Annotated in this window: 9 protein-coding genes; 3 read left to right on the forward strand and 6 right to left on the reverse strand. The window is 35.8% G+C overall.

The window, feature by feature from the left end:
* Position 1: 1 nt before the first annotated feature.
* From argB to L3049_RS01645, 6 genes are read right to left on the reverse strand one after another with little or no spacing between them, the layout of a single operon-like run.
* On the reverse strand, positions 2-781 hold the full coding sequence (argB, locus tag L3049_RS01620) for an acetylglutamate kinase (RefSeq protein ID WP_275108028.1): 780 nt from the start codon (positions 779-781) through the stop codon (positions 2-4).
* On the reverse strand, positions 778-1911 hold the full coding sequence (locus L3049_RS01625) for an aspartate aminotransferase family protein (protein WP_275108029.1): 1134 nt from the start codon (positions 1909-1911) through the stop codon (positions 778-780). Before L3049_RS01625 ends, argB begins: the two co-directional genes overlap by 4 nt.
* A 10-nt stretch (positions 1912-1921) precedes the next feature.
* Complete coding sequence (argC, locus tag L3049_RS01630; RefSeq protein ID WP_275108030.1) at positions 1922-2887, reverse strand: N-acetyl-gamma-glutamyl-phosphate reductase; 966 nt, start codon at positions 2885-2887, stop codon at positions 1922-1924.
* 1 nt (position 2888) lies between these two features.
* Positions 2889-4085: an argininosuccinate synthase gene (locus tag L3049_RS01635; protein ID WP_275108031.1), complete on the reverse strand. Its 1197-nt coding sequence runs from the start codon at positions 4083-4085 to the stop codon at positions 2889-2891.
* Between the two features lie 45 nt (positions 4086-4130).
* Positions 4131-4700, reverse strand: coding sequence for a GNAT family N-acetyltransferase (locus L3049_RS01640; RefSeq protein ID WP_275108032.1), 570 nt, complete (start codon positions 4698-4700; stop codon positions 4131-4133).
* Between the two features lie 16 nt (positions 4701-4716).
* Entirely contained in the window at positions 4717-4857 is a 141-nt protein-coding gene (locus L3049_RS01645; RefSeq protein ID WP_275108033.1) for a hypothetical protein, read from the reverse strand.
* A gap of 806 nt (positions 4858-5663) precedes the next feature.
* On the opposite strand from L3049_RS01645, the gene L3049_RS01650 reads away from it, so the two are divergent.
* From L3049_RS01650 to L3049_RS01660, 3 genes are all read left to right on the forward strand, one after another.
* Complete coding sequence (locus tag L3049_RS01650) at positions 5664-5936, forward strand: hypothetical protein (protein ID WP_275108034.1); 273 nt, start codon at positions 5664-5666, stop codon at positions 5934-5936.
* Positions 5937-6338: 402 nt separating this feature from the next.
* Positions 6339-10859 (forward strand): glutamate synthase large subunit, encoded by a 4521-nt coding sequence (gltB, locus tag L3049_RS01655; protein WP_275108035.1) that lies wholly within the window; start codon positions 6339-6341, stop codon positions 10857-10859.
* Between the two features lie 90 nt (positions 10860-10949).
* A complete protein-coding gene (locus L3049_RS01660; protein ID WP_275108036.1) occupies positions 10950-12371 on the forward strand; it encodes a glutamate synthase subunit beta in 1422 nt (473 codons plus the stop codon).
* The last annotated feature ends 225 nt before the right edge of the window (positions 12372-12596 follow it).

Below are 12596 nucleotides of genomic sequence, written 5' to 3' on the forward strand. Positions count from 1 at the left end.
CTTAAGAATTAATTACCTGTGTTCCTGATGATTGATGTTTTTCCATTGAAACGAAGTTTCCAATATAAACCTCTTCAACACCCTTTGCCAATGCATAAAATGCGTTTTGGGTTTTAGGTAACATCCCAGTATTAATTTTTCCGGCAGTAACCATATCCGAACATTTCTCTTTCGACAAAACAGGGATAACACTACTTTCATCTTCTGCACTCATTAACACTCCGAGTTTTTCAAAACTATATATCAGTTTCACTTTATAGAATCTACTTAATGCTACTGCAACTTCTGTTGCTACAGTGTCTGCGTTCGTATTTAATAATTGTCCTTGCCCGTCATGAGTTATGGGAGCAATAGCCAAAACAGAATTACATTCAATTTGCTTACACAAAGCCAATGTATTAACATTAGTGATATCACCAACGAAACCATAATCGACTTCATCTACAGGTCTTTTTTCTGCTCTAATTAGATCTAAATCGGCGCCGCACAAACCTAAAGCATTAACGCCTCTTGCTTGCAATGCTGCAACAATATTCTTATTGATTAAGCCAGCAAAAACCATACTAACCAATTTTAAATTTTCAGCATCTGTTATTCGCCTACCATCTATCATTTTGGTTTTTACACCCAATTTGCCAGATAAATCCGAAGCCAATTTTCCACCACCATGCACAAGTACGATTTTACCGCTTAAGTTCGAAAAAGCATCCAAAAACTCATTCAGTTCTTCTGGATTATCAATAACATTACCACCAATTTTTACTACCGTTAAATCTATCATACTTCTACAATTTGGGTTATTTTTTGAAATGCCTCAATGAATTGGTCTGCTTCCTTTTTTGTAATTGAAAGTGGTGGTAACAATCGCAATGTTTTATTACCTGATGATCCAGTAAAAATCCCATGATCCTCCAAAAGCTGTTTTCGAATTACAGTCATGTTTTCCAAATCGATACCAATCATCAATCCTTTCCCCCTTATTGTGTTTATAGCTTTATTATCTTCTAGTTTAGAGATTAAATATGCTCCAATTTTTTCTGCGTTTGCAATCAACTGTTCTTCTTCAATTGTTTCAAGAACGGCAATTCCTGCAGCACAAGCCAAATGATTCCCTCCGAAAGTCGTACCTAACAATCCGGCTTTCCCTTCTAGTTTGGGATGAATCAGAACACCAGCAAGTGGAAAACCATTCCCCATCCCCTTAGCAGTTGTTATGATATCGGCTTTGATATCGGCGTGTTGGTGCGCAAAAAACTTCCCTGTTCTTCCATATCCCGATTGAATTTCATCTAAGATCAGAAGAGCATTGTTCTTCTCACACAAGCTTTTCGCTGACTTTAAAAACTCAACAGATGGTTCAACAACACCGTTAACTCCTTGAATTCCTTCGATAATCACAGCTGCAACATCCTGATTACTTAATTCTTTCTCAAGTGCAGTAGTATCATTCATATCAACAAAAACAACTTCATGTTTTGCATTAAATTCTGATGACAATTTAGAATTATCAGTTATCGCCAAAGCACCACTACTTCTGCCATGAAAAGAACCTTTTAGAGCAATTACTTTTGATTTGCCAGTATGAAAAGAGGCCACTTTTAAAGCATTTTCATTGGCTTCAGCTCCTGAATTACACAAGAATAAATTATAGTCATCGTAACCTGATATTTTTCCAAGTTTGCAAGCTAATTTTTCCTGCATATCATTCTTTACAGCGTTTGAATAGAATCCTAAACAGTGTAGCTGATGTTCAATTCTGAAAATATAATGTGGATGACTGTGACCAATTGAGATCACACCATGTCCACCATAAAAATCCAGGTATTTATTCCCTTTATCATCGGAAATTTTAGAACCTTTTCCGTTAACAAGGTTTATATTATAACAATTATATACGTCGAATAATTTCATTTCTTCTTCTTTAAAATCCAATTGGCTTTAAGCCTAAACCTAAAATTTCTGGCATCCCAAAAAGCAAGTTCATATTTTGTACTGCTTGTCCGGATGCACCTTTCAATAAATTATCAATAACTGACACAATCATCAGTTTACTTCCGTGTTTTTCAAAGTACAACACACATTTATTTGTGTTAACGACTTGTTTTACATCAGGAGTTTGATTTGAAATGGTAACAAATGGATGATCTTGATAATATTTTTTATAATTCTCTACAGCTTCTTCTAATGACCAATCACAATCTGTATACATGGTTGCCATAATTCCTCTGCTGAAGTTTCCCCTTACAGGAATAAAGTTGATTTCCTTCTCAAAATTTGGCTGTAATTGCAATACTGTTTCTGTAATCTCTGCCAAGTGTTGATGAGTAAATGCCTTGTAGACAGACACATTATTGTTTTTCCAACTAAAATGAGATGTTACTGTAGGATTTTGACCTGCTCCGGTAGAACCAGTAATTGCATTAACATGAATTTCTTCTTTTAACTTGCTAGACTTTGCCAATGGCAACAAACCTAGCTCTATACAAGTCGCAAAACATCCAGGATTAGCAATTCTATTTGCACTAACAATTGCGTCCTTATTCAATTCTGGTAATCCGTAAACAAAACCTTCTGTATTTGTCTTTGGTCTAAAATCAGTACTTAAATCAATGATTTTAACAGCTTCAGGTAATTCATTATCCTCTAGAAATAATTTCGTTTTACCATGACCAGAACAGATAAAAATAACATCTGTATTTGAATAATCAGCTTTGGAAAATTCAAGATCTGTATCACCTAGCAAATCTCTATGGACATCCGTTATAGGATGTCCCATATGGCTCGTACTCTGTACGAAACTAATATTCGCTTGAGGATGCCAAATTAAAATCCGCAACAATTCACCAGCAGTATATCCTGCTCCACCTATAATTCCAACATTTACCATCTTATTCTTGGTTTACGGTGTAATAAATCTTCAATGAATTCGCTAAAATATTGGTAAAGCCTTTTACATCATCAGCTGTCCAACCAACATTTGTTTCGCCATACTGTCCAAACAGGTCAGTCATTAAATCATTAGGAGAAGTTATTCCTTCTACCTGAAAATATTTCGGGCTTAACTTTAAAGTAGCAGTTCCAGTCACCTTCTTTTGAGTATCCACAAGAAATGTCTCCATGTTTCTCATCAGTGGCTCCAGGTATTGAGCTTCGTGCAGAAGCATGCCGTAGAAATCACCTAACTGATCTTTCCAGTGCATTTGCCATTTGCTTAGGCAATGTTTCTCCAGCATTTCATGAGCTTTCAGAATCAAAACTGGCGCGGCTGCTTCAAAGGCAACTCTACCTTTTGTTCCCAAAATGGTATCACCAATATGCATGTCTCTACCGATACCAAACTGTGAACCAATAGCTTCAATTTTCTTAATTGCTTCAAGAGGTGAAAGTTTTTCGTCATTCACACTTACCAATTCACCTGCTTCGAAACCAATGCTTAGCTTTTCTGATTCGGTTTTAACAACTTGTTTTGGATAAGCCTCTTCGGGTAATGGCTCACTAGAATTTAAAGTCTCTTTTCCGCCAATACTGGTTCCCCAAATTCCTGCGTTAATTGAATAGGCCATCTTCTCGAACTCGTCATCGATACCTGCTTCTTTCAGATATTCAATTTCTTCTTCTCTACTCAGCTCCAAATCTCTGGTTGGGGTAATGATCTTGGCATTAGGTGCCATTATTTGGAAGATCAAGTCGAATCTGATTTGATCGTTTCCTGCTCCAGTACTACCATGGGCGATATAATCCGCTCCAATTTCGTGGGCACATTTAGCAATAGCCATAGCTTGAAAAGCTCTCTCCGAGCTCACTGATAAGGGGTAGCAATTGTTCTTTAGAACATTACCCATAATCAGGTACTTGATGCACTTTGCGTAGTATTCTTCGGTAAGGTCGATGCTAGTATGATCTATCACACCTAGCTTTTGTGTTTTTTTCTCAATTGCGCACAGTTCTTCATCACTAAATCCGCCAGTATTTCCTAATACTGTATAAACTTTCATGCCCAAATCCTTTGATAAGTGAAGGGCACAGTATGTTGTATCTAATCCGCCACTGTAGGCTAAAACGACTTTTTTCTTTGTTGATGTCATTGTAATGTTTTTTTACTTCTTAATTTGATGATTGAATTGCTTTTGCTATTTCTTATCCTTTTTATTGGGATCAAATAGCATTCCTGTGCACAAACACATTTTTTGTTTGGTTCTAGTCAGTATGTCGTAATTCACGCAACCGCTGCAACCTTTCCAAAATGTTTCGTCTGTGGTTAACTCCGAAAATGTAACTGGTTTATATCCTAAATCAGAATTGATTTTCATTACAGGAAGACTTGTGGTAAGACCGAATATTTTAGATTCTGGATAGCGCTTTCTAGATAACTCAAAAGCTTTGGCTTTAATCATTTTAGCCAAACCAACAGCTCTATATTCCGGATCAACAATTAATCCTGAATTAGCTACGTACTTTCCATGTTCCCAGGTTTCTATATAACAGAAGCCAATTACTTTATTCTGATCAAAAGCAATGATTGCTTTTCCTTCCTGAATTTTTTGTACGATGTACAAAGGATTCCTTTTTGCAATTCCAGTACCACGTATTTTCGCAGCACGTTCAATCATATCACAAATCTCCTGGGCATATTCGTAATGCCTCAAGCTTGCTACAATGACACTTATTTTTTGTTCAATTTCCATTGATGTTTCTATCATTTCAATCTAACTATTACTAAATTTCCCAGAAAAGTGCTACAGCAGTTAAGCACAACCATTTGTTATTTAATTCTACCACAAAATCCGCTCTTACGGTTTGATTGTTGTGTTCCCGATAACAGCGTCTTCGGAAGCCTAAGGAGTTGAAAAAATTCATTTTTTTTATTTTTAATTAGTTGATACAAAAAAAGCTTACCGTCCGAGAACAGTAAGCTATATAGTAAATGATATTTCGATAATAGAAATAGCAAGCTCATCCGTCCCTCCTGGGTAACAGTTACTTCGCAAATGGCGTCGACTCTCTGTATGGATAATTTGTTTCATTTCTATTGCTAAAATTTTATTCAAAAAAAAGGCTTACCGATAAAAACGGTAAGCCTTAAATATTGTTGTTAATCATTGATTACACGACAATACGACATCAACCGCTTTTCCAATTGGAGAGCTAAATCTTCGTCGTCGTATGTTGTGAAATAAAATCATTTGTTCTGAATTGTTAATTATTAATCAAAAAAAAGGCTTTCCGATATGGAAAGCTTGGAAAATAATGATACCAACGCTCCTCCTTATCGTTTTGATAAAGATCTATTGCGTCGTCGTCGAATTATTTGTACCATTTCCATGCTTATTCTGATTTGTTGATTACAAAGATAAATGCAAAAAAGGGAATAATCCTAATAAATCTATTATTATTTTCTCACCACTTAAATTTATAACCTTTGCGTAAAGATTTTTCTATTTAAATATAGAAATACCCCTAAATATATCACCAACAAACTAATAATAGCTATATTCTATAATTAAAAGGAATAAATAAAAGTTGTCCATAATTATAAATTACCTCCTACTTTAAACCCCTAAACCATCTCAATTATAGTTTTTTAACAATTTAATTGAAGCCAAATGAATAACCATTTTAAGATTGTGCCGTAGAATGTCATTAGTATTTATAATTAAATTATCATGGAGCTAAAAAAAATTGTTGGATTTGTGTTGTTGGGCTTAGCAGTAATTACTTTCTTCCTTTATCTTTCCTTACCTTTTCTTCTTTCTGGTTCTAGTAAAGTCATTTTATTTACAGCGTCAGTTTACATTTTAAACAAAGTATTTTTTTATTCATCTCTTTATATATTAGGAAAGCAATTTGTTTCTAAAGTAAGCAAGTACTTACCAAATTGGATAGAAAAACCTCTATTGAAATTTTTAAAAGTTCAACCTATTACAGAAAACAAATAATTTTGACATCGTAACAATTACGATAAGAGTAAACATAATCAAATAAGAGCTGTTTTCATATTTCTTAATCAGATATAATTATCCTATTTTTATAAAGGCCTGAATATCACGAAAACCTTTGCAATGATTTTTATCATGTTTTTTTCACATTACAAACGTTTTCGACACTCAACTTAACAATAATACTTGCAGGTCTGGTTTTTTTTCGTTTATATTTGTAGCAACGGATTAGACAAGCAAAAAAAATATCACCTCCATTTTCTGGGTGTTTCTTATGGGACAACGACAATCGGATTCTTTATTGTGTCGTTACAATTTATATAGAACTGGGGATTTCTATACATTTTTTATGTCCTTATTCAAAAGACAAAATCACTTCTGGCTTCGCACTAAAAATTGCCTATGCGAAACCTTAGACCAAAACAACAGGGTCTTTACGACCCTGCGAACGAACATGACAATTGTGGAATTGGCTTTGTAGCCAACATTAAAGGAAAGAAATCTTTCGAGATTATTACTCGCGGACTGGAGGTTCTATGCAATATGGAGCACAGAGGAGCTCGTGGTGCTGATAATGTTAGTGGAGACGGAGCTGGTATTCTTATGCAATTGCCACATAATTTCTACAAGAAGATTGGAATTAAATTACCCTTACCTGGAAGATATGGTACCGGTTTAATTTTCTTACCAACAGACGAAACCGAAGAAAAATTCTGTATTGAAGTATTGATTCAAATACTTGAAGAAGAAGGATTGGAATTTCTTCAATTACGTGACGTGCCTACTGACACTAGCGCAATTGGGGAAATTGCAAGAGAATCTGAACCTGTAATTAAGCAAATATTTGTTGGCGGTAATTACGAACAGGATGATTTGGAGAGAAGACTCTATTTGGCAAGAAAACAAGCTGAAAGCTATATTCGCGCAACTAAAATGAAGGAAAAAGAGATGTTTTATCTCCCAAGTCTTTCTTCTAAAGTTCTTGTATACAAAGGAATGTTTGCCAGTGATCAATTGGGAAAATATTACGGGGATTTGCAAGATTCTCGTATGGAAAGTGCCATTGCAATGGTTCACTCCCGTTTTAGTACAAATACTTTTCCTTCATGGGATTTGGCCCAACCGTTTCGAATTGTTGCTCACAATGGTGAAATCAATACGATTAAAGGAAACCGATTGTGGATGCAAGCTCGTGAATCTTTGCTAAAATCAGAGATGTATGGAGATGATATCAAGAAATTATTCCCTGTTGTAGAGCCAAACAAAAGTGATTCTGCATCTTTCGATAATGTATTGGAATTTTTGTTCTTAACAGGAAGAAGTCTGCCACATGCCTTAAGCATGATGGTACCAGAATCTTGGAATGAAAAAAATCCAATTCCAGACAGTTTAAAAGCATTTTATGAATACCACTCTACTTTTATGGAGCCATGGGATGGTCCTGCATCATTAGTTTTTTCTGATGGAAGATACATTGGTGGAACATTAGATAGAAATGGTCTTAGACCATCTCGTTATGTGATTACACAGGACGACATGATTGTAATGGGTTCTGAAGTAGGAATTCAACAATTTAAACCAGAGGAAATTAAAGAAAAAGGAAGACTCAAGCCAGGTAAATTACTTTTGGTAGACACTCAATTAGGAATTATCATTCCAGATCAAGAGGTAAAGTCTCAACTAACCTATCGTAATCCTTATCAAAATTGGCTGAAAGAGAACCGTTTGGATTTGAAGGCTATTCCCGTTGAAAAACGTGTGCCCTCAGATATTGGGGATCATTTCGATACTTGCCAGAAAACTTTTAATTACTGTAAAGAAGACTTTGAAAGGGTTATTTTACCAATGGCAACAGGCGGACAAGAACCTGTTGGATCCATGGGAAATGATGCGCCAATACCTGTATTATCACCTAAGCCTCAATTGTTTTTTAACTATTTCAGACAATTGTTTGCTCAAGTAACGAATCCTCCTATTGACTCGATCAGAGAAAATTTAGTGATGGATTTAACCAATTATATAGGTGCTGTTCAAAAGAATTTATTGGATGAAACACCTCAACATTGCAAGCTGATTCGTTTTAAAAGTCCTTTGATTACAAATACTGATCTCGGCAAGATTAAAAAGTTAAAGCACGAAGAATTTAGACATACGTCTATTGATATGCTATTTACAGCATCTCAAAATGGACAGGGTTTAGAAAATTCATTGGATAATATCTGTGAATTAGCTGAAAAAGCTGTTGATGAACAGAAGAATTATATCATTTTGACGGATAGAAATGTATCTGAATCAATGGCTCCAATTCCAGTATTGTTAGCTGTTGCTGCTGTTCACCATCATTTAATTAAGAAAAGGAAAAGAATGCAAATTGGGCTTGTTGTAGAAACAGGAGAAGCCCGTGAAGTAAATCATTTTGCTTTGTTAATTGCATATGGTGCTAGTGTTATCAATCCATACATGAGTTATGCTGTAATTGATAAATTAGTGAAGGATGGTCGAATTAGTTTAGAATACAAAACGGCTCGTAAAAACTACATAAAAGCTGTAGATAAAGGTCTATTAAAGGTAATGTCTAAAATGGGAATTTCTACCATTGGAAGTTATCTTGGAGCTCAGATTTACGAAAGCTTAGGAGTAAGTAAAGAGGTAATTGACAAGTATTTCACAGGTACAGTTTCAAGAATAGAAGGTATTGGTTTAAAAGAAATATCAGAGGAAGTTCTATGCCATCATACAAAGGCTTACTCGGAAGAAAATCCTTTTGACAATCAGGATCTTTTAAACAATAATGGAACCATTCATTACCGAAAAAATGGAGAACCACATAGTTGGAATCCAGAATCAATTGGTTTATTGCAATGGGCCACAAGAACAAATAACTATGCCAAATTTAAAGAGTATAGCACTATTGTAAATAAAGAAACAGAGACACCTACATTCTTGAGAGGTTTCTTCAACTATAAGAAGAATCCAATTGACATTAGTGAAGTGGAACCTGTTGAAAATATCATGAAACGTTTTTGTACAGGTGCCATGTCATATGGTTCTATTTCCAAAGAAGCTCATGAGGCTTTAGCTATTGCCATGAATAAGATTGGCGGACGAAGCAATACTGGTGAAGGTGGAGAAAGTGCTAAACGTTTTTACTCAAGCGCAAGAAGTTCAATTAAACAAATTGCTTCTGGTAGGTTTGGTGTAAACACAGAGTACTTGGTTAATGCTGATGAGCTACAAATAAAGGTTGCACAAGGAGCTAAACCAGGTGAAGGTGGTCAGTTACCAGGATTTAAGGTAGATAAAATTATCGCTAAGTTGAGAAACTCAACTCCAGGTATTACATTGATATCTCCTCCTCCACATCATGATATCTATTCGATTGAAGATTTGGCTCAGCTGATTTACGATTTGAAAAATGTAAACCCTACAGCATGCGTTAGCGTAAAACTAGTATCTGAAAGTGGTGTTGGTACCGTAGCAGCTGGAGTAGCAAAAGCGAATGCAGATCTTATTGTAATTGCTGGTAGTGAAGGTGGCACGGGAGCAAGTCCGCTAAGTTCTATTAAGAACACAGGTTTGCCTGTGGAACTTGGATTGGCAGAAGCACAACAAACGCTAGTAATGAATGATTTACGTGGCAGAATTAAATTACAAACCGATGGACAGCTAAAAACCGGTAAGGATATTGTTTCAATGGCCTTGTTAGGTGCTGAAGAATTTGGTTTCGCTACGAGTGCGTTGGTTGTATTAGGTTGTGTGATGATGAGAAAGTGTCACTTAAACACTTGTCCTGTTGGTATCGCAACTCAGAATAAAGAGTTAAGAGAAAAATTCTTAGGTCGTTCTGAATGGCTAGTTAATTATTTCACATTCTTGGGAGAAGAGTGTAGAGAATTGATGGCTGAATTAGGAATTCGTAAGTTTGATGACCTTGTTGGTCGCTCAGATTTATTGGAGAAGAAAGCAAATATAACCAACTGGAAAGCTAAAACAGTTTCGATTGATAACTTAATTCATCTTCCAAAGACTGATGGACATACTATTTGTGGAGCAAATGCTACAATTAAATCAATTGGAACGGTTTTGGACCATGATTTAATTAAGCAATCAGAAAAGGCTCTTCATGATGGAGAAAAAGTTTGGATTGATAAAAAAATTACAAATACAGATAGAACCACGGGTGCAATGTTATCGGGTAAGGTAGCACTTATGAAACCTAAACGTGTTCTTGAAGATGATACAATTCACTGTCGATTCAGAGGTTCTGCCGGTCAAAGTTTTGGAGCATTCCTAGAGAAGGGAATTACATTTCGCTTAGTAGGTGACTCTAATGATTACTTTGGTAAAGGTTTATCAGGCGGAAAAATAGTTGTTTACCCATCTACCAAGAGCAAATTTAAACCAGAAGAACAAATTGTTATTGGTAATACTGCTCTTTATGGTGCAACTAGCGGGTCAGCCTATATTAGAGGTATGGCTGGAGAACGTTTTTGTGTTCGTAATTCAGGCGCAGTCGCAGTAGTTGAAGGTGTTGGTGACCACGGTTGTGAATACATGACAGGAGGTCGAGTTGTAATTTTAGGAGCAACTGGAAGAAACTTTGCTGCTGGTATGAGCGGAGGAATTGCCTACGTTCTAAATATGGAAGATCGATTGGATTATTTCTGTAATAAAAGTTTGGTATCTCTTGAACCTGTGGAGCATTTACAGGATGTTCATGAGCTACAAGGAATGATTCACGAACATTTGTTATTGACTCAAAGTAGTGTAGCCTCAAAAATACTAACTCATTGGGAAGAGTATCTGCCACATTTTGTGAAAGTAATTCCATATGAGTACAAGAAAGTACTTGAGGAGAAAAAACTGAAGAAGATTCGTAAAAAGCTTAAGCAAGCACAATCTCAAACAGAAGTACACGAATAAATCGACAAACTGTGAACAATTATCTGTTTGTAATACACAATCAATTGCAAACTGATAACTGTTGATAGACAACTGTAAATTGAAAAGATTATGGGAAATCCGAAAGGTTTTTTAGAAATAAAAAGAAAAGAAGCCGGATATCGTCCGGTAAGAGATAGAGTTGGTGATTTTGGAGAAGTAGAACAGACTTTAAATTTAGAAGATAGAATCGATCAGGCTGCAAGATGCATGGACTGTGGTATTCCTTTCTGTCACTGGGCCTGTCCTACTGCCAGTAAAATTCCAGAATGGCAAGATGCCATTTACAGAGAAAACTGGGAAGAAGCGAGTCAAATTTTACATTCGACAAATAGTTTTCCTGAATTTACCGGTCGTGTATGTCCTGCGCCTTGTGAAAAGTCATGCGTGCTTTCATTACACAATTCTCCCGTAACAATACGCGAAAACGAAGCGTCTGTTATCGAGAAAGCTTTTGAGTATGGATACATAAAGGCGAAGCCACCAAAAAAACGTACAGATAAAAAAATAGCAGTAATTGGCTCAGGACCTGCAGGTTTATCCGTTGCTGATCTTTTAAATAAAGCTGGTCATAATGTGACTGTTTATGAAAAAGACGATGCTATTGGTGGACTATTGCGTTATGGTATTCCTGACTTTAAACTCGACAAAGGAGTTATTGATCGAAGACTAGAAATTTTTGTTGAAGAAGGAATTGAATTCAAAACAAGCCAAGATGTTGGTGGCGATGTGTCATTTAAGGAATTGGAAGCTGAATATGATGCTGTTTGTTTGGCAATTGGAGCAATGAAACCTCGCGATTTAAACATTAAAGGTCGGGAATTAGAAGGTGTTCATTTTGCAATGGATTTTCTTAAACAACAAAATAAAGTCATTAGAGGAGACGAATTCACAAAACAAGAAAGAATATCAGCTAAAGGCAAAAGTGTTGTTGTTATTGGAGGTGGTGACACTGGATCCGACTGTGTAGGAACTTCAATAAGACAGAAGGCAAAATCAGTTTTACAAATTGAATTGATGCCAAAGCCACCAGAAGAAAGAAAAGAAACAAATCCTTGGCCTTATTGGCCAGATACATTGAGAACTTCAAGTTCGCATTTAGAAGGTTGTGAAAGAAGATGGTCATTAAGCTCCAAACAACTAAGTGGTGACGATGGACATGTAAACAAACTTACCATTTGTCAAATTGAATGGACAAAAGATGATAACGGTAAATTTCAAATGAATGAAGTTCCTGGTTCTGAAGAAACGATTGATGCTGATTTAGTATTATTAGCAATGGGTTTCGTTCATCCTGTGCACGAAGGTCTTGTAAAAGAATTGGAGATTGAATTAGACGCTAGAGGCAATATCAAAACCGATACAAAAGGCCAAACTTCTAATTCAAAAATCTTTTGCTCTGGAGATGCAACTTCAGGTGCAAGCTTAGTAGTTCGCGCATTGGATCACGGGCGTAAAACTGCTCTAGCTATTCATCAATACTTAGGAGCATAACTAAAAAGCAATAAGGAAACACTAAACATAGGCAGTTAAGTGGTAGGAACCGATAGTTTAATCTCGACAAAGATAGCTATCGGTTCTTTTTTTATTTAAAACAAATAAGGAATGTTCATAATGAACATTCCTTATCTTGCTCTTAATAAAACCTAATTCACTTTCGTAATTTACAACCACACAAATTACGTTTTCCTTTTAGATCTTATCTGTATTGAAGTTGAT

Origin of the sequence: Labilibaculum sp. DW002, assembly GCF_029029525.1 — a bacterium.
Taxonomy (GTDB): Bacteria; Bacteroidota; Bacteroidia; order Bacteroidales; family Marinifilaceae; genus Paralabilibaculum; species Paralabilibaculum antarcticum.